Here is a 25,039-nt window from a genome sequence, read left to right as displayed (position 1 = left end):
GAGCAGCGCAAATGACTTCCCCGGACGCATGTCCTTCACATAGCAGCCAGGTGCAACTGGTGGGGATTCGCAAGCTAGCCAAGCAGGACGTCGTACTGCTGTCGACTATCCTAATGGCGATAAAGAGGTGAGCTCAGTCTTGGTAACGGTGGATTCTCCACCTACAGCGCCGCGGCAGCTGTGGTTACCAGGACTGGGCTCTTTTGTATATCAAAAGGCCCAGTTTTTTTATCTTCCGTTCGCGCCCTCGTGTGGCGATCTCTCTGGTGATGTCGGGATTTTGCCCGCCGCCCCTCTTTCAGTGACGTCTGACCATCCAAAGACCTACTCCGATACCACCTGATCCTTGACTGGCCGATCGTTGGTCAAGGCGGGGGCCACCATGAACACTGAACTACTCCTTTCAGGCTTGTAAGTCCCCGCGTCCTACTGGTGGATGTAGTCCTGCCAGCCCTCGGCAGCATGACTATCTACGATCGTGACATGACCCTACGCTTACAGCCCGCGCTTGAGGCGGTCGCGGCTTGCTTCATCCATTGCATAGATGGTTATCCAATAGTGCCAATTCTCATATGAGCATTTTGCCACTAGCCTTCATGCTCGCCCGCCAGTATTATAGTTACATGTTATCGACCACTCCTGAGGCACACGTGATCAACAAAGTAATCGCCGCATTAGCTGCCACCAGCGTCATCATGGGCTTATCTGGTTGTGCCGCGAAACCTATCACCGTGGAAAAAGGTCCTGTACGCGTTCAGGCGGCTCAGATCAACGGACGCCTCGTATCCGGCGTGACTGTAAAGGCTGTGACCGAAAACGCCGCATTGGCTGACATGACTGCATCTGTGAATGACGCCCTCAAGAAAGCTGGCTATAACCAGACCGCGGGGGATGCCAAGGTCACGTACACAATCAGTGAGGTCTATGCGGGCCCTGCCTCACAGTACAAGGAAGCTCACACTGCAGTGGGCAACGCTGTGGCCACGGGTGCCTCTCTGGCTGTATCCCTCGCGACCTGCTCACTGCTGAGCAATTGCACCGACTCTGGGATGGTTGGGAACAACGTCGCCTCAGGCCTAACAGCAGCATCCGATGCTGCACAGACCACCAACGGCCAGAACGTCGACAAACTCGCCGGTACGAACCTGGTGATTCACACGGTTTGCTTAACCGGCCGTGGTTGTGCCAGTTCAGCTGCAGCTACGTCTGACCCCTCGATTTCGCTGAATGACCTGCGTATGCAGAACGCCATGCTGGGCCTTCCCCGAACGATGAGGATTGGCGAGTAACGCCGTTATCGTATGCGGCCGGCTGCCAGGCAGCCGGCCTTCTCGGTTAGCGCCCTTCCTCCAGCCCCTTCTCCACAGCCCATCCTTCATCCGCCCTCCCATTCACGCCAGTCCAAGGCGTCCAGTTTCAGCAAGAACGTTACGCATCTCCCGTTATCAGGCCGTCCACCGTTCCGGTGCAGGTCATTTTTAAAGGAGATCGCACCATGGCAATGCGCATCATCACGGGACCAGCTGCTCAGCAAAACTCCGCCGCCTGGTACGCATGGCGTAGTGAAGGAATCGGTGCTAGTGAGGCGCCCCAGATAATGGGTACGTCAAAATTCCGCAGTTCATATGAGCTTTTCAGACTCAGGCTAGGGATCGGGCCTCCCCCGCCGCCGAACCCTTTTGTCGATCGAATTCGAGCCAGGGGTCATCAGCTGGAACCCATCGCAAGGGCTGCATACGAGAAACATACCGGTACCACGGTAACGCCCATCATTGCTGAGAGTGACTCGATACCATTTATCCGGGCATCGCTAGACGGCTTCAATCCTTTCCTTGGGATCCCGGTCGAGGTCAAATGTCCAGGGGATACAGCTCATGGGCTTGCGCTCAAGGGCATCGTCCCACCGGAGTATGTGGACCAGGTTCAGCACCAGATCTTTGTTGCCGAAGCCAGCTTCGCCCACTACTACTCGTTCGATGGGTCTAAAGGCGTGCTGCTCAAAGTCATGCGTAACCAGAAGCGGATCGATCAAATCCTAAGGGGTGAGCTCGACTTCTGGCACCGGCTTCAAACAGGCAAATGGAGTACTGATGAATGGGAAGCCGCAGCGGCCGCCTGGCGGAAGTCAAACCAACAATTACAGGAAGCCACAGCGCGGGAGGAAGCAGCACGGGGTGTTTTACTATCGCAGATGCCGCCAGGTCGCAAACGACATGAATGCGACGGCGTATCTGTCCTCCACTCCACTCGTAAAGGGCAAGTCGACTGGCGTGCGTTGCTCAGTGCACACGGCGTTAAGCTGACTGAAAGCCAAATCGATGCCTACAGGAAACCCGCTGTAGAGAACGTGATAATTCGCGATCAGCTCGGTCCCCGCCTGTCAGAACCCGCGTTACCTGCGGCACAGTTGCTTCAGTCTGGCCCATCCGTGCAACCTGCACAGCTAGCTCCTAAACCAGCGACACGAAACCTGAAGAAAGACTTCGTCTTTTAACGCCACACATCCCCCGGAAACGGGGGATTTTTTTTGCCTTTTGCATATCCGTGTGCGGCATCTCCTTTCATGAAGCGAACCGGGGAGACCGAATGAAACGTATTAATAGGCATGTATCCGCTTGGCTTGTAGCAGTTTGTATCTACATCGCGTTGCTAGCGGCTACCGGCGTAACGCACAAACTAGCGCTATTCACATTGACGCTGCTTATTTGCCTACCAACTATTGCTTGGTGGAAAACAGGGAGTTTCACCTACTGGCCAGTTCTGCTGTCCAAAATTGACAGAGCGCCATTCAAGCGACAGATAAACGAGCACGAGCGCGCTAGACAAACTCCACGCAAGCGCGATACGCCCAAAACGTATGACCTTAGCGACATTCCGCACCCACCAAAAAGAAGAAACGATGCACATCTCAAAAACCTTCCTCAAGGCAACGGCATTACTCCACCCGCCAATAAAAAGCGGCTAGAAACAGTGCAATGTGCACTCGTATCAAAGCTGCCGACCACGGAAAATGCGGCACCTACTTTTGGATCCATGGGAGACCTATTCGAGGATCAAACCCGCATAGTAGACACGTCAGGAGATATTCTTGTTGTTCCTGATGGAGACGTCTTTCTATAACTGCATCACATAAACCAGCGCCTACTCTAAGGTGCTGGTTTTTTTATTCATGAAATAGATTACACTTGCCAAATTCAAACCATGAGCGAAATTTTTGCATACGAAAAATCGTGCATACCAAATTTTGCACGCATTAAAGTGCTTTTTCAATGGAACTTTTCTGGCGCCGATTTGTTGACCCTCACAACAACACGTCCCTATAATTTGTCCCGCATCGCCAATCAACGGATTAGATAGGAATTAGGGACACAGCATGTCTTTCAGCTTTGACACATACCAGGGAGCTACGGAAATAGGTCTCGCGTCGCTGGGTTGCTTCTCAACGGATGGCAAGCCACATTGCCCCAAATTCAATAAAAGCTGCTCCAACAAGTGCGCTTCAAAGTGCATGCTCAAAGCAATGACAGACTTCCCAGAAGCCAAGACCGAGATCCTGCTAGCCGGCGTCGTTATTGCGTCTACTTTTGCATCAGATATGACTGAGGTTCACTTGGCTTTGTCCGGCTTCGAGCGGGCAATCCAGGCTACCTGCATCTGATCCCCCCCCCTGCATCACCAATCACATGCCTGCGTAATGCACAGTACAACGATTTGAAACGGCACAGTCTTCCACTTACGCGTTATGGATTCGATTGACGTTCTCTGTCACGTACGTATAATCAATAAAGGCGGCCCTTTGTGGTCGCTACCAGAGGTAATGTTTCATGATCCACGAGTACTCCCCAATCGAAATCGGCCTGGACGCCCTTGGTGTGGAACCTGGTCAGAACCCCAGCACAGTGTTTGGGGTGGATGATCTAAGCCAAGCGGACCAGATCCGAAATGTAGGTGAGCGGATCGAGCACGCGATGAGTGCCTACCCTGAGATCAAGACTGAGATCTTGGCCGCCGGCATCAATGTCCTCCTCGATGTGTCCAGTTCGCTGGCGCTGTTCAGGAGTGTCGCTCTCCCTCTCCTGGACCGATCAGTGGATACCGTGGCTGCGTAGGTTTGATAAATCAACGAGCCCTTTATGGCAGTAGAAAAGATTGATGCCCTGGAGCAGGAGACTGCTTCAGGGCCTGAGCAAGACACCGACATCGAGTTACTCCCCCCCTCAGAGCCCTCCGGCCCCCCCTCGACCTTCGAAAAGCTGTGCGGGACCTACATCTCGAACATGGACCGCTCACCCCAGTTTGTGAATCGACTGGCCTTCGAGATGAACCGCGATGAGCGCGTTCGCAAAATCTGCAGAGTCAAGCTCCGTCAAAACAAGTGCGAACTCACCGACTTTGATGAGGTCTTGCAAAGAACGCTGGAAGTGTTCTTTGGTTCCATGCTGGCGAAGATTGAAGATCAGGATGCCGTTTATGCGGTGGTCTACGCTGTGGCACACAACGTCAGTCGAGAAGTACTGAGGGATCGCCAGAAGCTGTTGATCAATCACCGCTCCATTGAGGACATGCAGGAGAAGGGTGAGGAGCTTGAACAAGTCGGGCTAGCCGACCAGGTAGAAGTAGACCACGATCGAGATATCGATACAGAAGCTGCCACCATCAAAATGGCCGCAGCACTAAAACGGGTGATCAACGGAGAACAAACAGTGGCCAGTTCCGGCATCTACGCCATGGATCAAGATCCAATGGTGCGCCTTGTACAACCTCAGCCTTCGGACGACCTAGAACACGAGATGGACACTTCATCGCGAACCAAACCAGCTGAAGCTGGTGCAAAGCGTCCCCGCGGTGGAAGCCGGGCCGAGCTTTCGGTTGATCAGCAAGAACTGGTGAAGATCGGCTCTGACCTGGGCCTGCGCAATCAAGACTATGCCTTTGCCCTGGGCATTGGTCTCCCTCGACTCTCCTCGTACATCTATGGCCGTACAGCGTCGGTGCCAATGGAAGTAATGGAAAAGGCTCGTGGTCTTCTAGCGGAGGAGCCACATCGGAGGGAACGCCTTAAGCGCTTCGACCGAGACATGAGCGTTATCCTGGCTGATTGGATGACTCGCCTCGCCATTGATGTCGAGAAAGACGAAGACATGGCCACTATACTTGGGGTGACCAAAATGACGATCTACCGGTGGCGTAACAACGAAACCAAACCAGATGCAACGGCTCTGGCTCGCTATGAGCAATGGATCGACGACTACGAGCATCGCATCAAGAAAGCAGTCGAGCAGCGGCTTCAAGCAGAGCGCTCATAAGGTTGAACCCGCATTTATGCGGGTTTTTTTGGGGCGTAAAAAACCGGCTGTAGCAGCCGGTTTTGTGAAGAGCTCAATTAGCTTTTCCAGGATTCGACGACGTCACCACCATACTGAGTTTTCCACTCTTTCAGCTGCCGGTGATTGCCACCTTTGGTCTCGATAGTCTCACCGGTATGCGGGTTTTTGTAGACCTTAACTTCGCGTGGCTTACGCTGCTGCCGATCACCTTCCGATCGTGCGTTGATCTTCCGCAGACTCGAAGCCGGATCGAGGATAGCGATGATTTTTCCCAAATTCGCATCGTACTCTTGCATCAGGCTTTTGAGCTTATTCTCGAACTCAATTTCACGTTGCAGCCCAGAATCATTTTTCAGCGCCTCCAGAGCAGAAAGTTGCTCTTGCAGCGCCTTCTCTGCAGCACGAAATTCAGCCAACTTGCTCATGTTTAACCCTCATTAATGTACAATTCAACAAACAAGCATCGATAACTAATTTGCAAAAATACTATACCTCAGGTGCTGCACGCTTTCTACTGACTCGACGGAAATCCCATGATTTGCAACGCTGATGAATATGCAAAAACCGGTCGCCACCACCACATTGCAACACTGATAGCTGGTCGTACGTTCGAAGGCGTTTACTTGGTTGCAGAACCACCCAAGACTGCATGCATAGAGGGGGACACGTGGTTGAGCTTCACTGCATCCGACCTCACCGGCAGCATCGATTGCATCGTGGACCCAGCAAAGGCAGGCTGGGTAGAGGGTGACCGCTTTTCGAGCTTTAGGGTTTTACTGAGAGGTCAGGTAACCCACTTCCAAGGCCAGCGGCAGGCGCGCATCAGCGAGCTACACCAAGTGATAATGCAGTGGTAAAAAAAAACCTTCTGGAGGGTATCCAGAAGGTCTTTTTTACACCAAGGCCCGAATGCAGGCCTTACTCAATGCAACACGGGTGATGCTCGCCATCTCCAGTACCTGATAAGCGGCTGCAGCCCTCCCCTCCCCCAGTGCCACGGTAGCCAGTGTCAACAGAGCATCTGCTGGCACGAGCGCAAACTCAGCGGAACTGGAATCTTCGAAATCAAGGGTAATTTCCTCATCATCCGCTACCCGATCGCCGGAGCACAGCCCGTCAAAGGCATGAGGGGCCTCGGATAGGATGAGGTCGAAGAACTCAACATAGGCGCTCAACTCGCTGGTAGAACCAGCTGAGAACGTGCGGCCATTGTTGAGGGAATTTTGAACGGTGTGAATCACATACTCGACAGCCTCTACTTCGCTGAGGAGGTCCTGGCCAGCCGACAACAGCGAATCCAGTACAGATGCCCCAGTGGCAACATCTGTCAGCCCTGTGACATCCAGGTCACCACCCAAATCGCTGTAGCGACACTGGGCGAGTGCCTTGATCTGGGCTTCATAGGACGAATCGGCTTGGACCTCCCCCGCGAACGGGTCCCCGTTGGGGAACAGTCCGGAAATCAGCAGGGAGCGAGTTTGCGCTTGATTATGTTGTGGGTACGAAATCATGTGAGTCTCCTGAAAGAGTGTGCTGTTGAGGCTTCTCGCCTAACTGCCTTGCTTCAGGGGATGTGTCACATGCATGTGTAAGATGAAATCATGAACCAATAACCAAGAAATACTCAACTAGTGCAAATCAATTCTATCAGAGTACAGATTCGTGATGTGGTTTCCTGGAATCGCTTTTTTTGGGCCATTTGACACTATCGGCGCAGGATTCCAACTCTTGAATCATTAATGACCATGCTTGTTCAAGACGTTACAATTTGACTTTCTACCTACGGATAGATGGCTCAAATTTCACTGAGACTTTTTATGAAAGCCCTGGCAAATATTTTCAAGAATCCCGCAGCCTTACCCACGATTTCTTCGGTGGTTATGGAGCTACTAGAGATGTCTAGGGACCCCTCAGTGCCGTTGTCCAGCATTGTGAAATCAGTGAGCATTGACCAGGCTCTCGCCGCAAAGGTACTACGAACGGCCAACTCTGCATATTTCGGACGCAGCGGAACTGTTTCCCGTCTCGAAGATGCGATATCTACAATTGGCATACACAATTTCCGTACCACCATTATCACGACAGGTCTATTGAAAGCGCTGCCGGACGCACCAGGCATTGATATGCCGACCTACTGGAAGATGGGTTTGCATACCGCGTTCATGGCATCTGCCCTGGCAGAGAGCATAGGTACTGAACGGGATATCGCTTTCACTACTGGTTTGATGCAAGGCATTGGCGCGCTTCTCATTCACCTGGTAATGCCCGATGAAGCCTGCACTGTTGTTCAATCCGTTGATGCATTCGACCTTGCCGGCCGGCGTGCTGTCGAGCAGGCGCAGCTTGGATTTGACAATGCTGAGGTTGGTGCAGAGCTGCTGAAGCGCTGGAAATTCCCTACCCCAATTCAAAAAGCGCTGCTCACGTATTCCAATAGATCCCCCCTACCCGATATCCTTGGCCAATTGCTATCAGTATCCTCGACCTACGCATATGGCGTGGTTATGGGGTTGGATATATCATCACTCGCAGACAGGGTTGACCCAGAGATAGCAAAATCTCTCGGCCTCTCTCATGATTTGTTGGATAGCTGCCGACAACGTGTGTCTGAATCAGTGCTGATGATCGGTTAAGAGAGAAGGATTTTTAGTGAACCCAGGGCTCCGCCTATATCAGGCCATAATCGATAGATCTGAACTGCTATCGCTCCCCTTCCAAGAGGCTAGCAAAGCCTGTGGTTTCACCGCAGACACGCTGGCCAGTTGTTTTGGGGATGAGTCAAAAGCCAAACCGCGTGCCCTCCACGACGTACTGGATCGAAAACGAATCGACCTGATCGCTGCATTTCTTCATTGCTCGGGGTTCCGAGTTCTGCAGATGGCGGACGTTTTTCGCTGGTCGGACTACTGCCTGATCCAGCAGTCCGCGATGTTTAATGCAAAAGCCGTGAGCAAAAGCCATGAGACCGCTGCCTATTTCGAGGATGTCACGAAGGCAGACGTCGCCTCATCCCCAATTTTCATCCTGGATGAACTGATCGCAGCTACTTGGTCAGAAGACCTGAAAGAAGCGGCAGAAAAAATCCAGGTCCCGTTTGAGACGCTTAATTCCTGGCGCACGGGGCGCCCAAAGCCGTCGCTCCGAGATCTTACTGTTATCAGGGCCGTAGCGAAGCGTATTGATCTCGGGACCCCACTGATCATGATGTCGTTGGGAGTACTAGCGAAATCTGATTTCCTGTTGGATGGATGCTCCGTCGATATTGAAGACGAACTGAACAAAGCCCTCGATATAGACATTCTATAGTTATTGCTGCTTTTTTATTCCAAAAGTAGATATAACACGTATTGATAACGCAAGACCCTATTGCTAGTATCCGCTAGGTTACGAACGGTATTTTACTGAGCCAAGGGTTCTTCCTTATGCATTTCGATGCCCAGTCTGCATCAGCCAAGCTCACTAGTTTGCGAATCCCAGTACCCGCCATCGATGTGCTCGGTGAGGTCTACAAAACAGAGGGTGATGACCTCAGCGATGCGATCGAACGGGCGCAAGCGGGCGACAACTCAGCCCTGCACTATCTTCGTGGAGTCTTCTTCACGATTCTGCCTGGATGTGCTGAGCGCATCCTCCAAGCCAACCTCCCTCAGCCTTCACTGCCTGTGCTGATCGGCATCGGGAAAGCTCAGGGTCCACAGTTCTCTCAACAGCTCAAGCATTGGTCTGAGGGTGGATACGCAGACTCTGATGTTGGTAGGTCTCTGTGCGAGACCTACCGAAACGCTCACTCGCAGTTCTCCTCATCGCAGGAGCCAGAGGTGCTGATCGAAGCAACTGACATTGAGGCTGCCGAGGAGCCAGTCACCTTTGACAGTGCCTGCGAGCCTGCAGGCGAAAAGACCTTTGTCAGTCGGCATGTCTATGGCGGAAAGGTCGCAGTGTGCTTCCAATCCGATACGACCAGGGGGGGTGAACACACGATTAGAATCGAAGCTGCGGAGATAACTGCATCCAAAAAATTTAACTGGTCTGACAAGATCAGCATTCAGCTTTCTGGACGCGAGCTGCCCAGCGTGTTGGCGACCTTCATGCAGATGCAGGGCAAGTTCGATGGGAAAGGGCATGGTGCGCAAAACGAAAAGTGGTTCACTATCGAGAATCAGCCCGGGAAGGTTTTTCTCTCGGTGAATACGAAAGGTAGGCCACCTCGATCGTTGCCTATCGGCCCGGGCGACTGCTTTGGCGTGGTGACTCTACTCATTGAGCAGATGCTGAAGAACTCCCCTTTCCTCTCCGCAGATACCCTACTGAACATAGTCCAGCGTACCGCGCAGATAACCCCGCAGCCGTCCTCGGACGTCCACAGATAGCTTTAGATCTTCGCACTACCCAGCAAGAATTGCAGGAGTGTTTCCGAGCTTGGGGTCTCAGGGAAACGCTCCTGGAACTGGATCGCTACCAAGCAATTGATCACCATGGTGTTCAAACCCTTCGACCGGTATTGCGAGTAGGCCAGATCATCTTTGCGTAGCTCGGTCTCATATTTCTCCGCGAGCTCTTTCTTCTGCTCATCCGACAACACCATGAACTGGGCGCGGATTGCTTCACGCTGAGCAGCACCCCACTGTTCCAACAGATCTGCCATTTGGTTCGACGGTGCTGCTTTTGGCGCTTGCGAAGGCGCTGGTGCAGGCTTTGCCTTATCACCTGATTTTGAGGCGGCCGGCTTTTTGCCTTTGCCTGTCTCCGCGGCTTTCTGTTGAGTTGGCGCCTTGGCGTAGTTGTTGGCTACCGCGGCCTTGAAATATGCCGCTGGACTTGCAACGTTAGCCCCCTCTTTACGCATCTGTGCCTCGGTGTAGTCAGCTTGCGCTAGCAGATACTCTTCGTCATGGGTCATGCCAAGCTCAGCGATATCCTTTTGACTCAAGGACAGAGCTTTAAGGCGCTTTGACACATCCTGGCTAACCAGCTCTGGTGATGGTCCAAGGTCTAAGCCAGGCTGAATCAGGGTCTCCAGCTTGAACCAAAGCTTGTCCATCTTCCGGTTTAGCTTGGTGACGTGCGGCGTGATGCGAAATCTCCGTTCAATGCTGTTGACCTGGTCGATTGCGCGACCCAGCATTTTGTTGAAGTCGCGAAACTCGGCATGTGGTGTAGCAGATCCAGACAGCACAACGCTCCACTCGGACCAATGTGCACGGTAGGTCTCCCCCATGGGTGAACCGAGGTAGCGAGATGTGATCTCGTGGAGAGTGAGCGCAGAAAAACTGGAGAAATGGTACTGCATCCGCAAGTCGATCAGGTTGAAGATCGCGGGGTCCAGTAGTCGGCGTTTCAGATCAGGCGGGAACGAAAAGCGGAGGGTCTGCCCATCTTCCAAGATGTAGGCTTCAGCGATCAGGTTTGCGATGCCCCATTCGCTCTTCCGCCCAGGGCTTTCACCCTTGTAGTCAAATTCAACCTGCGTCTGAGACATGCTCACGAGTACCTTTTTGAGGTAATCACGGCTGTTCGAGGTGGTGTGCCCAATGTTGTCCTCGACCTGCTTGATCGGGATCTCGTGAACCATCTCCTCCCTCGGCCGCTGCTGAGCGAATTGAAGGAGGGTGTTATAGAGCTTTCGCTGAAGGAATGTGAAGTCACTGGCGGCAGAGACGTTTCGCATCGAAAGGGCTTCGGTGGCCTTTTTCAGCTCGACGGCTTTGGATGGTTCAACATCACGAACGACTTGGAGCTTGGGTGCTCTCTTGCGTTTTGCTGGACTAGTATCCGTTGTTGCTCCGGCTGTACGCTCTTGTCGCGTAGCTCGCGGTGTGGGGGTTTCTGAGTCCATGTGAATTGTGCCATCGGTGACTGTGGTGGCACATTACTCGAACGTATGACACCTGGTCAACGAAAATACGGTTCCAACGTTAGTGCCCAATTGTGCCATCCCTAGGGACTGCTTTTGCCCTTCGCTTTTGACTCAAAAAAAGCGATAGCAAAAAACCTACAACAGCTTGTTTCTGTTTTCACTGCTTTTTTAAAGCTTTGTTAGTGAATCCCTCGAACCCTTGAAATACAAGGGCTCTAGCCATTTTTGTGTGCCATCTCCAGGGGGAACAGTGCCATCCTCCGAGACTAATGTGCCGGCGGTAGATGGCTCCGGTGCCATTCTTAGAAACATGTGCCACCTTTAGACCCGTACTGTGCCATCGCTAGGCGATCTCGTGAATTGTGCCACTGGTAGGCATGTGGCTTCCTAGCGATGGCACAATTGGATCTAGCCCAGTAAATACGGGCCCTCCAGCCATTACTGATGATCGATATCGCATCAGCACCTTCACTAACGATGGCACTCTTCATCACGATTCGTGGCACGCGAACCCCAGCGATCTGCCGAAATTGCTTTAGCAATGCTCTAACAATGGCACATTACGTTTCTTTAGGCTTATCAGACACCTACAGAACCCCTCCTGCCCCTGACGATGGCACAATTGATGATTCAAGGGGGGGGCGACTCCCCCTTCACACCCCCTAGTACTGGCTTGACACGACGCATAATGACTCAACCTCTTTGAACTAGTTGAACGGAGCTCGCGATCGGCATCGTTGATATAGTTTTCACTGTGAAAAGTGGCATAAGACTGATGGGGAGGTACTCGAAGCGTGGCACATTTGGCTGGGTGGCACTGCCCCTACCCCATCTAGAGATGGCACATTTCGGTCATGATCCCCATCTTGCCCACTAGCAATGGCACATTTGGGAAAATTCGAGCTGTCGCGCCTCTAGAGATGGCACATTTCGCTGTTTCGCCCGGTGATCCGCCAGTCAGGTCCAGGGAGGCTCACGCCTACGAAGGTCTCCACCTCTAGCCATGGCACATTTGGCGGCGTCAGGTTTTCACGTGAAAACATTGCTGGCGGGGCCCAGCAATCCCCCTCGATCAAGAGGCCTGGGTCGCTGAAGTCATGGCAGCGAAAATGCGGTGCGATCGAGTCGACCAGGCTACGAAACAAGATGTCAGGCTGCATCCGCGGTGCCTGGCCGTACCTGTCCATCATCGATACGTCGCAGTCATCATCGATTCCTGCCGGCGAGATGGCTACGCCTGATGTAACGAGCATGGGCGATAACGACGGAATAGGCCGCCATTGCCAGAGTACCCGTGGCCTTATCGGGAAGAGCCGTGTTGCCGGCCTAATTGGCGGGAATAATGTAGCTGCTCGGCCTGGCAAGGCCTCCTAAAAGGCAGTCGCACTGAGCGAGCCCGCCCGCAGCTAAAGCCCGTGGCGGTAACCAGGTGCGCAGATCACGCTCTCTCTATGGGTATGGGCAGCATGGCCCAGGTCTTGATCGGTTGCAGTCTTGACTGACCTAAAGCCCCGATTTTTTTGTGTTGGCTGGCCTCGCCCAGGCATGCTTGCCTGCTTCGACGTCGCTTGCTGCCCGGGGAAATGAACAGGATCGAGTAGGGTGAGGGATTTTTTTTCCCTCAGCCCTCTCACACCACCGTACGTGCGGTTCCGCATACGGCGGTTCAACTAATACGCTGGAGTCCCTGCACAGTGCTGCGCAGCGAGACCAGCCCCATTTTGGCGAAGTACAACGTCGGTACTGCCTGATTCATGTGTTTGGATGCCGAGTTCCACCAAGGCCCTCGCCCGTTTACACTCGACTTCCACGCCCGCTCAGGCCTAAGCCCAAGCAAGATGAGTCGTCGTTCGCGGGTCTTCGGGGTTTTCCACTGTCGCCAGAGCAGGCAACGTAGTTTTCGACGCAGCCACCAATCGAGTTCCTCCAGCATCCGCATGTTCGCGGTAAGCCGAAAGTAGTTTGCCCAACCCCGCAACACGGGATTTAGCATCTCTATAGTGTGAGACAAGGACCGTCCTCGCCCCTTGCGCAGCAACTCACGAACTCGATCCATCAGTCTTCGCAGGCTTTCGGGGGCAGGTCGCACCCGTGTCTCTTGGCGATAGATCGTAATCGCGTAGCCCAGAAACTTTCGCTTCCAAGGCCGTGCTACTGCGCTTTTCTGCTCGTTGATACGTAGCTTCAGATGACCCTCCAGGAAGGCTCTGATGTTCGCCATCGCCCGTTGCCCTGCGCCTTCACTGCCGATGTAGATATTGCAGTCGTCAGCATATCGGCAGAACTTCAACTGCCGCCTTTCCAGCTCTCGATCAAGATCGGTCAGCAGGATATTCGACAGTAATGGGGACAGCGGCCCACCCTGAGGCGTACCCTCGCTGCGGGGTTGAATCACGCCATTAGCCATCATCCCCGCCTCTAAGAAGCGCCGGATCAGCTTGAGTACGCGACCATCCCTCACTCGATAGGCGAGTCGAGCCATCAACACGTCGTGGTTGACCCGGTCGAAGAATTTCTCCAGGTCGATGTCCACTACCCAGTGCTTTCCTTCGGCCACATACTCTTTCGCCTTGACGACCGCATCGAGCGCACTTCTCTGCGGACGAAAGCCGTAGCTGCCATCGGAGAAGGTTGGCTCGAAGATCGGTTGCAGTACTTGATGGAGCGCCTGCTGGATAAGCCGATCCACCACCGTGGGTACGCCGAGTGTTCTAACCCCGCCATTAGGCTTGGGAATGTCCACTCGGCGCACCGCCCGTGGCAGGTACCGATCCTCCAGCAGTGCCGCCTTCACACTTGGCCAGTGCACCAACAGCCAGTCCTTCAGTTCCTCAACCGTCAAGCGATCAACGCCTGGCGCGCCTCGGTTCTTCAGGACGCGCTTGTACGCTCGTCGCATGTTGCTGGGTTCGACCACCTGCTCCATGAGCCGGTAGTCCTCCGATTTCGTTCGCCCAGCCGTCGCCGCAACCCCCTCAGCACCTTGCGGGCTTCTTTCCGGATTCCGTCCGGCCATGGCAGGCAGGCCTCCCGTGTCGGGAGCTTCTGCGTCATCGTGGGTTGTCGAGATCAGCTGTTCTACTCTCGGTATTAATCGTTCAGGCCTTCAGTCTCGCGACCTACTATGCCCTCTGCTGACTTCTGCACAGTCATTCCAGCACCTCGCGGTGCCGGTAGCCCTGACGGGCAACCGTGCAGATCTCCCCGGGTATTGCGCACCCACTTTCACGCTTATGCCTGTCGGATCTACGTCATGGCGTTCTGTGCAAGTATTGGGTTTCGCAGATTTCGGACTGCTTACCCCGCCATGCCGCCTCGTATCCGCTTCCTGTTCGTCAGGCCAGCGATTTGCCTCGGGCTTCCTTCAGACTCGCAGTCGCCCGCGAAACCCTTGCCTCTAGCTAGCACTTCCCCTTGCCGGGTGTGCGGGGGACTTCCACCCCTGAGTGAGCGCGCCCTGCCGGGCGCACCAAAAAAAAACCCCGCTAAGCGGGGTCTGGGGTTATCAGAATTGGAACCGAGGATCACCTGTATCCACTTGACCATCCTGAGACGGGGTTCCTTGCGTTGTAGCGTCAGCTGCTGGCGATGGCTGGCTTACAGGCCGTACCTTTGTTGTAACCGAAAGGCTGATGAATGGTGCTCCACCGTCCACGCCCTCTTTGCGCCAGCCTGCGATACGCATTTCGTGGTTGAAACCGAAGCTACCCGCATAGTCCGGGCCTTTATCCTTCTTGTCAGCTTCCTTGAACAGGCTGGCATTGATCCCGCCTACTGACAGTGAGTAGAACTTCTCGTTCGAGCCATTCTTCTGCTTGAGCCAGACCGCTACCTCAAGCTTCAGCTTCTGATTGCGCTCCTTGTTCAGCGGGAACTCCATATAGCCAATCATCACGGGTGCTGCATCAGATGTGCGGTTCTTGTTCTCGAAGATGGTGCCGGAGCCTTCGCTCAATACCACTGCAATAGACATGCGTTTCTCCTGATCGGTTGGGGGCGTATGCGCCATAGCTTGCACTGCTGTTATGCAGCACATGGCTTTATATTCGACGCATAACACGTAAACGTACTCATGTTGAATCTGATGGTAACAGATTGATGTGGGTGCCCATGCCTTTGATCTACTAATCAAAGAGGTCGCTATGCTAGGCCAAGCACATGCACTGGCTATGTTGGGGGCTACGGCGAGAACGTTTTGGCGGTTCCTCTATGCACTGCACCAATGGTCCTCGATGAACCGGGCGCCAGAATTTTCACTGTGAAATGGATAATTTTTGAGCTCGTTTCATCCCGACGTTTCACAGTGAAATCACCACGTGAGTTGATGGACGGCCGGATGCCGGAGCCGAACCTGGAGACCGTGGGACTGCGTAGCAGCGCGCAGATAGACTTAGAGACCGCCTAGCGCGAATGCCTGACATTCGCCAGCTTTACAAGTGCATCGGCATGGTCCAGGAGCACCCGATCATCGTCGGCACTGGCCAGGTTGTGGCCGACCAAATGCAGGTCTGGCCGACGAATAAGCCGCTGATGGCTACAACATCGCGCCCACGCTCCTGTCCCATGGAATCGATGACTTCGTCGGGTGCGCCGCCGGAGCCGCTTCCGCGAGGAATAAGAAGGCAACACGGCGCGAGAACCTTGGCCTAAACAAATGCCGAATAGTTGCTTCGCCTGACCTGCCCGGGGAGTCGTCACATGCGCAGACCCGGATTCTCACCGAACCCACCGCGGAAGCGCTGTAACCCAGTGATCCGGCCGGCGACTCGCGCTTATTCCGCTGTTGCCTGGGGTAGTACGCCACGGGGGCCCTGGCGGTGGACACCGCGCAGCAGGGCACTGCTCAATGGAATGGACCATCGACTTGTGTGCCCTGTTGTTTTTCGCATTTCCTTTAACCGCTGGGAATGTTGATGAGCAGTTCGCGGTAACCGCGATATGGGGTGCTACCCCCGAGGGTTTTCACTGTGAAAAGGTCGGAAAGCCGCCAGTGGCGCCAATTACACACGGGCTGATTAAGCCTGGCAGTTCGATTCCTGTTTACGTACCGAGCTGCGTTTTGAACCCAGGCTCATCGAGGTGAAGGTTTTCACAGTGAAATAGAGAAACCGGACCCTGTCCGTACATGGGGGCGTGGCATTTTCACCGTGAAAAGCTCGACGCTAGGTTGAAGCCAAGCACGCTGCCGCGGATCACTCATTCCCATTAACGGACGGAGATCCTGGTCGGTTCCTAGTTGAACCTTTTGCCTTTTGGCCTCGTCAGCGTGAAGGGGTGCCTTTTCACAGTGAAAGCGGATGACACACCGTTCCGGCAGTGGGTGATGTGATCATCAAAGATGTAACGCGCATCCTATTATCTGTGGGCACTACCCAAGACCAGCCAAGTCATTTCACCGTGAAAAGGGAGGCGGAAATCTATGGGTATTCACAACAAGCACATTCCTGACACTGGTTATTGGTCTCGGCCTTGGCTGCCCCGCATAGCCTGGATCTTCTAGACAATGGCCGGTGCAGCACCTGTCTTGGTAAGGAGTCCCCATGTCGAAATGCCCGAGCGCACTTTCACCGTGAAAAGTTGCCATGATCGGTGCTTGGAAAAAATCGACCTTTCATTGTGCTGATGCAACTTGCCGGCGGCGCCGGTGATGTCAGTATCCCAGGAGCAGAACGAGACTTCTGAGCACGGCTCAGAGAAGGAAGAGATCAGTTGGAAGCCGATTACCTTTTCACTGTGAAACGACCCGTTCTTAGCTCCAGGGCCACGGCAATCGGCGGGAGCGCGTCGTGCTGTGAAATGGTGTGGCTTGGGAAAGAAGGGCTGATTGAGCGTTTCACAGTGAAAAGCATGACCCCGTGATTTATGCAGCATAAGGGCTATGCAGTGCGCAGTGAGCAGTGAGCAGTGAGCAGTGAGTAGTGTGAGGTGTGCACTGCATAGTGCACAGTGCGCAGCGTGCAATGAGCGCGGATAGAGAGCACTGGTGCCTGGTAGTCATGGGGAATGCGGCTTGTTTTCACAGTGAAACGCCGGAGGCAGGACGGAAAATTTTCACTGTGAAAAATAGGCAAGAGAACAAGAAGTGATGTGAACCAGGACGGAGCCTTTCACAGTGAAACTGAGAAAAACCCAACAATATCAGTGGATTAATAAGGGAAAGGCGAGGGCAGCCTTGCCGCCGGAGGGACCGGCGGCGGAAGGGACATTAACTACGCGTTTTGAGCATCTCCTCGATGTATGCGAGGACCTCTGCAGGATCAATGCCTTTGGGAGGGGTGAGAATCAACTTGCGCCCATCAATACGAGCGTCTAGCTGGGTACGCTCTTTGTAGTCGATCTGCCGCGGTGGGATTGGAGCTTGAGGTGACGTCTTGCGCCGAACCTCACCCTTGGCCCAGTTTATTGCACTGTCCTGGGAAGCACCTTCTTTAATTCGATTTGCTGCGGCCAGAACTGTCTCAATATGACCCTTGTCAGCCAATGCAACCATTTCGGAGACAACCCTGTTACCAATCAGGTCAGGATCTTCTTCCAGCAATGAAATGACACCCTCAGGCAGCTTGAAATAAGCAAGGCAGCGGCTGATCGTGGCCATGCTTCGACCGACACGGCGTGACAACTCCGCCTGGGACTGTACTACCTTGTCATCGAGAAGCTTCTTGTAACTTGCACCACGCTCGAATTCAGTTAGGTCTTCCCGGGCGTCGTTGTCCGTAACCGACAAGATCGCCGCTTCAGCATCCGACAGATTCCGGATGAGCGCGTAGATGTAGTCTTTGCGGAGCAGCTCATGAGCTAGGAACCGGCGCTCACCAGCAATGAGCTCGTATGTACCGTCAGCAAGAGGGCGAACGATAATCGCGTTGTTGAGGCCTTTATCTTCAATCGTGTTCGCGAGAAGGCCAAGTTTCTCGGGGTCAAATTTGCGGCGTGGCTGATACTTCCCGCGGCGTATGAGCGTCAATAGCAAGAACTTTGCCTCGCCTGGCAAGCGCTCGCCGCTCAAGAAAATGTCATCCAAGCCCGGCTGGTGCACGTGATCAGCATCAGCAACAGGAGCTCGTTCCAGCGGTTCCGCTGAGATGTCCCTTTCTTCATCAAGGTGCAGAGAACTGAGCACCTCACTCATCGGCCGGAGGTTAGCTTCCGGAATGACCTTCGGAACATGTACGCCTTGGATGGTAGCCGAGCCCTCAGCCGGCGCGATCACAGTAGGCTTGCCGATAGGGCTAGAACTCCTCATTTACCCTTCTCCAGGACTGTTTTGATGCGGCCAACCATTTCCTCGAACACATTGCGGAACGCGACCAAAGAATTCTCACCACCTTGTTTCCAGAGAGAAAGAGGTACGCCGTCTTCTAGGCTTTTCGAGTAGTCCTCGGAGTGGAAGAGCGGTTGTTCCGTAACCTTCCCTGGGAACAAACTGGACAAGCGAGCGAGGTTCGCTTGTAGGCGGGGGCGGTTGCGCATGTACATGGTGGGAACTGCAACGATCTCTGGAGCCCGACCGAAATCGGTGCTCATTTCATTGATCTTGTGCGCCAGTCGAGAGAGCGCACGGAAGGAGAATTTGTCCATACGGATTGGGCACAGCAGGAAATCAGCTGCGGCCAGGCTGTTCCGGGATAGCATGGTTCCAGAAGGTGCGTTATCCATGATGATCACATCATAGCTTGATAAGTCGCAGTGAGGGAGCTGACCTTTGCGAGCTCGTTCGATGAACAGTGAATACCGGAAGTCGGCACCCTGGGCGTTACGGAGCACAACGTCCATATCGTCCAAGGAATCGTAAGCTGGGATGAGGTGGGGGCCGTGCTCCCCAAATGGTTTTTTGATCACCTGGTCCAGGGTCATTTCTGGGAAGTTTCCGAGACGTATCAGGTTCCCGAGGTGGCCCTCTACTGCTCTGTCAGCAGGAAGGCCAAGCTCTACAAGCTCCTCGGTAGTCTGGTCAGGGTCATAGCCCAGCATGCTGGACACGTCGGCTTGAGGATCGTTGTCAATGATCAGGGTCTTGAAACCTGCCAAAGCGAACTCGATGCCGATATTGCAAGTGGTGGTAGTTTTCGCGGTCCCACCTTTTTGGACGTAAGTCGAGCAGGTGATTGGTCTCGAAAATCCTTTAGTGTTCCCATTTGCACGACGAATCGACGCAATCAGGAACATGTCAGCTAGCGTGTAGCTCCTGACCTCTACGGATCCGCGTGCGACACGTGCGATGTTGAGGTCGTGTTCCTTCTCGATGGCTTTGAGTGTCTGCGTGCTGATCATCAAGCGTTCAGCCACAAATTGTGGGGTGAAGGTTAGCTGAGTGAAATCAGTGAAGATGTACTGATCGAGTGGCGCAGCAGCTGAAGTCATGTGGTTTACCGAGGTCAGGTAGGTAGGATGACCGCATTTTCATACGAATCCATACGGTCAGACAAGAAAAAACGCATTTCTACCTGATAGAGATAGACCACTTACTGAAATCTGTCATCTGGTAGTGTCTGGGTTCAAACGCTGTCAACCAGATGATTTTGGGTAATTAACTGATTTAGCGACAAAAATATCGAGGGTAGGGCGCTCAGATGTCCGTAACGGAGAGGGCTCTATGCTGAGGACGTACACTGCAGGTATGAGAGTTGTTGGTCTCAAATGGTCGGACGATGCTTCATCCCTCACAGCAGCCGGGCCATCAGCGAAGGGTGGCCTTGGCTGCCACCGTCACTGATTCAACAACACTGAGGCCTGGAGAGATTTACCGGTGTAGTCGAGGGGTGCTTAGGGTTTGAACGACACCCGCATGCAAAGCGTCGTCCTCCGTATGCAGGTAACGACTGGTGGTTTCGATTTTGCTGTGACCAGCCAGAGCCTTGATCATCACCAGGTCACCAGTAGCTTTGGCAAGGTGACTGAAGCACGAGTGGCGGAGCCAGTGCGTTGAGGCCTCCTCAAGTCGATCGGCCAAATCGAACTGGCTGCGCTCTATTGCCAGGGCTGCAGCACGATGCATGATCTCTTTGACTGCTTTCAAAATGGTGTCGTTATGCGCGCGTTTGAGCTTTGAGTTCGAGGCGAGGAGGAGGGGGGTTGTGTCCTTCACTGGCACCTCACGTGACAACCCGAACGCGTGGCGATACTGCAACAAGTCCTCATAGAGGTCTTCGGATATCGGCACATCTCTAACCTTGTTTCGTTTGCCCAGCACCTCCAACCACAGAGTACCGCTTGCAGATCGCCGGATTTTGCCCATGGTAGCGCCGGTCGCTTCGAACGTTCGCACGCCGGTCATGTAGAACAAGCTCAACATGAAATGGTCGCGAGCTCGTTTGAGTGGGCTTTTTGTAGCTGCGATAGCCTCAAATGCCAAGCCTATGGCTGCCTCGGGAAGCAGCCGTTTGATCGTCAAGTCGACGTCGACTTGGGGCTTGGCCACGAGCGACACTGGGTTCGCTTTAAGGCGTCCACCCTGGATCATCCACTTGTACATGCTGCCGATCTGGATCAGGGCGTACTGCTGCGACGCTTTGCTAAGTGGTCCAGCGAACGGTCTCCAGTCTGGATCAGAGCGCTTGTGCTTTGTATGAGATACCCAAACCTCAGCCGGCTGTGGGTCAGCCATAAAGCCGATGTACTGGGTGATGTCCATCACAGTTATTTGGGAGAGCTGTTTACCCAGGGTGTGCAATGCCCAGAGGATGAACCGCTCCACTTCCTTCCGCATAACCCGTTTAGTCTTAGGGTTCGTTCCTTTGGCATGGAGCCACATCCAAGCTGCTTCGATGTCGTTATCTGCCTGGATCACATCGACCTGGTCAATGACGTCGACAGGCTCGCGATCAAGCAGCGCAACTTCTGACTTGGCCTGGAGGTACGGAATTCTGTGTATGGCTGGAGTGTTCGTGTTCATCGTAAGTCTCGCGTTTTGCCGTTGTAGACAAGCCAGTCGTCAATCTCATCGGGCTCGAACCATCGCTGCGAGCCTGATGGTGCTTCGCACTGGTACTCTTCCTGTACGCCTCCAGCCGAATCGACACCTTCCCGTGTTGCAACCACTACCAGAATGGACCCGAACGTCGCAAAGTTGTCGATCTCGCTGTCGACGACCAACTCGGCACCGCGGGATAGGTAGCGCCTCCAGCGATAGCCGTCTGTGGCGACCCCTGCGAACTCTTCGTCATCTTCGTCGTCATCATGATTCCAAGTGAAGGGCTTATCATCAGCTGCAGAGCTTGCGACCGCTACTGGCACCTCGATCGGTGCCTCTTGTACCTGAGTGAACTTGCGTTGCCGTTTGGCTGGTGGCGCCAGCACCATGCGAGCTGCTTTCACCGCAGCCTGTTCGTTTGGGCTCAGCGTTGGTAAAGCCCGGGCCAGGTCGTCCCATTTGAAGTCCCTGTCCTCGTCGGCAGCGATGCGGCTCATGTGCTCTGGACGAATTGACCAACGGCATGCCACATCAGCCATGCGCCAACCCTTATGTAGGATCAGTTGCTTGAAGTCATCTCGGGACAGCTTCCCAGGGCGCAAGAGCAGCAGCCCACGAGAAATCTTTGCATTTTTGGCTTGATCCACAGCGCAAGTCTTTTGTTGTGAAAGCCCTGATTTTAGGGGCATTAACGATGAAATCAAGTAGTTGGATGAGCCAGGTTGGTTGCGCCCGTTGAATCCTGAGATGAGCCCAGAAGATGGATTTTTTACGTGCTCCTGTGTGAAATCTGGCGATGTTAGCCCCTGCGAATTGATCAGAATCGACGTAGGAGCGTCTTCGGGGTCCGTACATCCCAGTGGTCGCCGCGGCTTATGAGCAAGGTACCGTGGGGCTCTGTCCTCGGAAGTAATACTGAGGACGTTTCCGGAACTGATTCCTGGACCGTTGCGTTCATCCTCCAAGTTCACGAATTACTTCCCGCCGTTGGCAGCCATGCCTCAGACGTCTGGATCACCGCCGGCGCACAGACTGCTCAACAAGACGGTTTTGCCTGGGCGTTTGACCCAGGAGCATCAGTGAGGCTTTGCCCATACAGCAGGTTTTCTGCAGCTGATCGGGCAATGATCGGGTTGCGGCCGCTCTGTGCTAGGGTTTGAAAGTGTCCATGGTTCGTTTCAGCTATGGTGCCCCGCAGATCCGGTGCTGCCTTGCTTTAGCATTTTTGGCCGTGGCTTCGCATTTATGGCTGACGTTGATACTTGATCTCCAGCGCAAGCAAATTTGCCAGAACCCCCTTGTTCATAGGGGTTAACGAGTAATCAAAAACGCCTCTTTGAAAAGCCAGCTACTGATAGCGATGCGCTTTTGGAGGGGCGTTTTTTCTTGCTTGAAAAAACTCGTGATAATCGGAGATATTCACGAATTTCCCAATTTTTTAATAAGAATCGTATGATAATCAATAAGAAATTGATTTTAACCCGGCGTCGCACTATGCTGCGATTTCCTCTGCAGCACGCTGTGCGCCGGCGCGTTGCGCTACAAATGATGCCGCCGTGGCCGGGGTTATCCCGCCACACCCATCACAGATTAAGGATTCGCCATGACGACCGCCGACGGAGTTCAACCTGACAAGCGCCTGGGCACACGTGAGCTGGTCCACCGTTATGCGAAAGAGTTGCTCGATGCTGGGCGTGAGGTTCGCCAGGCAGATATCCGTGAGTGCATCTTCATCCACCACGACCTCAAGGCCTCGCCGAACCTGGTCAACGAGGAGATCAAGAAATTCTGGAGCGAAATTGGCCCCGTGCTGAGTGCCAGATTGCGCAGACCTGGCATTCCTGACGCCGTGTGCGAAAAGCTCGATGAGATCTGGGATGTAGCCCTGAGCGCAGCCACCAGCTCTCACGAGGTTGAGCGCAAGGCGTTTGAGGCCGCCACTGCTGCAGCTGAAGCGACAGCCAAGGAATCGCGGGAGAATGAACTGACTGCTGTGTCAGCCCTTGAAGCTCAGCGCCGAGAGCTGGCCGGCCTCATCGCAGACAAGGAGCGCTTGACCGATCAGCTTGAACAGTCGAGTGCTGATATTCGGCAGCTTCGAGCTGAGCTAGCAGATCTGAACAAGAAACTAACTGCCTCAAGCCAGGCCCATGGCGAGGAGATCAAGCGCCTGCAGGACGTGCACAACGGCGTCATTGAGCGTGCCCAGGACATGCATCGTGGGGAACTTGAGCGCCTACAGAAGCAGGTTCAAGCAGCAAACGATGCGACTGAATCCGCACGTGTGAAGGCCGAGTCTGCACGGATTGCCGCAGAGGAGCATCTTGAGAGAACCGAAAATCACCTGATGATGGAGACCGCCAGGGTTCGGGATGAAGAGAGAGGCAAAACAGAGAAGGTCAGCAAGGAGCTGCAGCATGCGTTGACGCTCGCTGATCAATTAAGAGTACAGCGCTCCAAGGCCAATGACGATGCTGCAGAGACCCGCGGTCGGTTGGAGGTTACCCAGCAGAATTTGAGCGCCCTAGAGGCGCAGAACAAGGAGCTGCGTGAACTGAACAGCACCCTGCAGGCTGCGCTGCTAGAAGGCTTTAGAGGTGGTAAGGCAGGAGCGACTGGCGAGGGTAAATAGTTTGCTGAATTGACATTTTGTCAATTTGTCAAGTACTTGTTGAATTTTTCTGATGAATGGTGTTACCGTATTAATGCACCTCCCTGGTGCGCCCATTCTATGAGGAAAAAATTTATGTCAGCGACGCGTATGACCAACAGGGGCTCTCATTTGAGCTCCATTCTCAAACACCTCGAAGAAGCTGCCACTCGCAAGGTTATCTTCTTCGCCACTCCCAAATCGGGTGGCTCCTGGACCGATGGTGCGGAGAATACTTGGCCTCTGATGGCAGCATTGGTCGAGGATTCTGGGGGCAATTACAGCGTTTACGATGGTGTTTTTCTGACTGTCGCTTCTCCCCACCGCTACGCGGAAGTCGAGCAAGTGATGGATGCTGCTTTGAAGGCTGATCCCGGTAAGGTGTACTACGCACCTGAACCCATTCCCTTCACGTCCCAGATGAGTGAAGCCGCAGCTGCTGATGTGATGCTGTCGGTACAAATCAAGGAATTTAACCAGGTGTCGCGGGTGCAGTTCTTCAAACTGCTCAGCAACATGAGCGAGCGGCAATTTGCTGAAATGAACGAGTGATCATGGCTCCCTGGCTTTCTTGATGTCGGCCAGGGAGTCATGATCACAGCCGGCAGCTCATCAAAGGTCCAGCTGCATCGGCGCCACCGGAATGCCCACCATTACCACGCCTGGCTTAGCCTCGACAGTAGGCAACTTCTCCGCCCGAACCAGCGTGCTCAATTTCAGTTTTGGGTCGTAGGCCATCAGGTCCGACTCCAACACGTAATCAAATCCATCCCTTGTCCCACAGATCGGTATTTCTGCCGCTTTTATTGCTGCGCGGATACTCTCCAGCTGTTCAGCAGGGCCTGGCTTTTTCTTCCTCGGTGCTACGAATGCGGTGAAGTTGGCGCCCGCTTCTTCAAGAGCCCTGAGCGCCGCGGCTTCGGCAGCAGGGCTAGTCCTTTTAGTTGGAGTTGCATCAGGATCAGGTATGGCTACCGCCACCGGCGTCGGTATGCCTGGATCAGCATCGGTCTGTATGAGCGAAGCGCCCGGCCCTTCCTTTCCTGCAGTTGCATTCACCGTGTGCTCGGCTGTGTCCACGTTCGAGGACTCACTGAGCGCGAAGGCGCCGAACACATCATCCACATCATCGACGTCATCACTCCCTGAGTGCCCAGGTACTATGGTGAGGAAATCTTCCTCCAGTTCCACCTCCTGCCCAGGGCCGAACGAGCTGAGCGACAAGCTCTGCAGGTCCTCTTCTAGCAAGTCGTCATCTGCACCACCACTCATCAGCGGGTCATCATCATCCTGCG

Annotated in this window: 20 protein-coding genes; 10 read left to right on the top strand and 10 right to left on the bottom strand. The window is 54.0% G+C overall.

Translation table 11 applies throughout. From position 1 onward, the window contains the following. Positions 1 to 650 precede the first annotated feature (650 nt). The 5 genes from G7009_RS17765 to G7009_RS17745 all read left to right on the top strand — a co-directional run bounded on the left by G7009_RS17765 (position 651) and on the right by G7009_RS17745 (position 5,306). Complete coding sequence (locus G7009_RS17765) at positions 651 to 1,289, top strand: hypothetical protein (protein WP_060514680.1); 639 nt, start codon at positions 651 to 653, stop codon at positions 1,287 to 1,289. A 206-nt stretch (positions 1,290 to 1,495) separates the two neighbouring features. After that, positions 1,496 to 2,494 carry a lambda-exonuclease family protein gene (locus G7009_RS17760; protein ID WP_060514635.1) on the top strand — a complete coding sequence of 333 codons (999 nt, stop codon included), beginning with the start codon at positions 1,496 to 1,498 and terminating at the stop codon, positions 2,492 to 2,494. Positions 2,495 to 2,586: 92 nt separating this feature from the next. Next, a complete protein-coding gene (locus G7009_RS17755) occupies positions 2,587 to 3,120 on the top strand; it encodes a hypothetical protein (protein ID WP_181131305.1) in 534 nt (177 codons plus the stop codon). 704 nt (positions 3,121 to 3,824) lie between these two features. Then, positions 3,825 to 4,109 (top strand): hypothetical protein, encoded by a 285-nt coding sequence (locus G7009_RS17750; RefSeq protein ID WP_060514633.1) that lies wholly within the window; start codon positions 3,825 to 3,827, stop codon positions 4,107 to 4,109. A gap of 24 nt (positions 4,110 to 4,133) precedes the next feature. Continuing rightward, a complete protein-coding gene (locus G7009_RS17745) occupies positions 4,134 to 5,306 on the top strand; it encodes a hypothetical protein (RefSeq protein WP_060514632.1) in 1,173 nt (390 codons plus the stop codon). A 77-nt stretch (positions 5,307 to 5,383) separates the two neighbouring features. Here G7009_RS17745 and G7009_RS17740 read toward each other — a convergent pair whose 3' ends face one another. Together G7009_RS17740 and G7009_RS17735 are read right to left on the bottom strand one after the other, a co-directional pair. Further along, positions 5,384 to 5,752, bottom strand: a complete 369-nt coding sequence (locus G7009_RS17740) for a histone-like nucleoid-structuring protein, MvaT/MvaU family (protein WP_060514631.1) — start codon at positions 5,750 to 5,752, stop codon at positions 5,384 to 5,386. Between the two features lie 468 nt (positions 5,753 to 6,220). After that, positions 6,221 to 6,838, bottom strand: coding sequence for a hypothetical protein (locus tag G7009_RS17735; protein WP_122228166.1), 618 nt, complete (start codon positions 6,836 to 6,838; stop codon positions 6,221 to 6,223). Positions 6,839 to 7,144: 306 nt separating this feature from the next. Between G7009_RS17735 and G7009_RS17730 the strand changes: the two genes are divergently transcribed. The 3 genes from G7009_RS17730 to G7009_RS17720 all read left to right on the top strand — a co-directional run bounded on the left by G7009_RS17730 (position 7,145) and on the right by G7009_RS17720 (position 9,697). Further along, a complete protein-coding gene (locus tag G7009_RS17730; RefSeq protein WP_181131304.1) occupies positions 7,145 to 7,960 on the top strand; it encodes an HDOD domain-containing protein in 816 nt (271 codons plus the stop codon). A 16-nt stretch (positions 7,961 to 7,976) separates the two neighbouring features. Continuing rightward, the gene (locus G7009_RS17725; RefSeq protein WP_060514627.1) at positions 7,977 to 8,633 is read left to right on the top strand and encodes a hypothetical protein; all 657 of its coding nucleotides are present in this window, start codon (positions 7,977 to 7,979) and stop codon (positions 8,631 to 8,633) included. Positions 8,634 to 8,749: 116 nt separating this feature from the next. After that, positions 8,750 to 9,697: a hypothetical protein gene (locus tag G7009_RS17720; protein WP_060514626.1), complete on the top strand. Its 948-nt coding sequence runs from the start codon at positions 8,750 to 8,752 to the stop codon at positions 9,695 to 9,697. Between the two features lie 2 nt (positions 9,698 to 9,699). Here G7009_RS17720 and G7009_RS17715 read toward each other — a convergent pair whose 3' ends face one another. The 7 genes from G7009_RS17715 to G7009_RS17685 form a co-directional block, all read right to left on the bottom strand. After that, positions 9,700 to 11,163 carry a RepB family plasmid replication initiator protein gene (locus tag G7009_RS17715; protein WP_181131303.1) on the bottom strand — a complete coding sequence of 488 codons (1,464 nt, stop codon included), beginning with the start codon at positions 11,161 to 11,163 and terminating at the stop codon, positions 9,700 to 9,702. A 1,687-nt stretch (positions 11,164 to 12,850) separates the two neighbouring features. Then, positions 12,851 to 14,110, bottom strand: a complete 1,260-nt coding sequence (ltrA, locus tag G7009_RS17710) for a group II intron reverse transcriptase/maturase (RefSeq protein ID WP_020190400.1) — start codon at positions 14,108 to 14,110, stop codon at positions 12,851 to 12,853. Between the two features lie 579 nt (positions 14,111 to 14,689). Next, a complete protein-coding gene (locus G7009_RS17705; RefSeq protein ID WP_060514623.1) occupies positions 14,690 to 15,157 on the bottom strand; it encodes a hypothetical protein in 468 nt (155 codons plus the stop codon). Positions 15,158 to 17,389: 2,232 nt separating this feature from the next. Next, positions 17,390 to 18,427, bottom strand: a complete 1,038-nt coding sequence (locus G7009_RS17700) for a ParB/RepB/Spo0J family partition protein (protein ID WP_060514621.1) — start codon at positions 18,425 to 18,427, stop codon at positions 17,390 to 17,392. After that, entirely contained in the window at positions 18,424 to 19,545 is a 1,122-nt protein-coding gene (locus G7009_RS17695; RefSeq protein ID WP_023383511.1) for a ParA family protein, read from the bottom strand. Before G7009_RS17695 ends, G7009_RS17700 begins: the two co-directional genes overlap by 4 nt. Before the next feature lie 379 nt (positions 19,546 to 19,924). After that, positions 19,925 to 21,076 carry a tyrosine-type recombinase/integrase gene (locus G7009_RS17690; protein WP_181131302.1) on the bottom strand — a complete coding sequence of 384 codons (1,152 nt, stop codon included), beginning with the start codon at positions 21,074 to 21,076 and terminating at the stop codon, positions 19,925 to 19,927. Continuing rightward, entirely contained in the window at positions 21,073 to 21,741 is a 669-nt protein-coding gene (locus tag G7009_RS17685; RefSeq protein WP_177335358.1) for a hypothetical protein, read from the bottom strand. Before G7009_RS17685 ends, G7009_RS17690 begins: the two co-directional genes overlap by 4 nt. A 956-nt stretch (positions 21,742 to 22,697) precedes the next feature. Between G7009_RS17685 and G7009_RS17680 the strand changes: the two genes are divergently transcribed. Beyond that, positions 22,698 to 23,726 (top strand): DNA-binding protein, encoded by a 1,029-nt coding sequence (locus tag G7009_RS17680; RefSeq protein ID WP_181131301.1) that lies wholly within the window; start codon positions 22,698 to 22,700, stop codon positions 23,724 to 23,726. A 114-nt stretch (positions 23,727 to 23,840) separates the two neighbouring features. After that, positions 23,841 to 24,296: a hypothetical protein gene (locus G7009_RS17675; protein WP_181131300.1), complete on the top strand. Its 456-nt coding sequence runs from the start codon at positions 23,841 to 23,843 to the stop codon at positions 24,294 to 24,296. A 60-nt stretch (positions 24,297 to 24,356) separates the two neighbouring features. Here the strand turns inward: G7009_RS17675 and G7009_RS17670 are convergent, their stop codons facing one another. Then, positions 24,357 to 25,016, bottom strand: coding sequence for a hypothetical protein (locus G7009_RS17670; protein WP_258197972.1), 660 nt, complete (start codon positions 25,014 to 25,016; stop codon positions 24,357 to 24,359). Positions 25,017 to 25,039: the final 23 nt, after the last annotated feature.

It is taken from the genome of Pseudomonas capeferrum (genome assembly GCF_013523055.1).
Taxonomy (GTDB): domain Bacteria; phylum Pseudomonadota; class Gammaproteobacteria; order Pseudomonadales; family Pseudomonadaceae; genus Aquipseudomonas; species Aquipseudomonas capeferrum_A.
The sequence above is the reverse complement of the archived record's forward strand: the minus strand, read 5'-3'. Positions and strand labels throughout refer to the sequence as shown.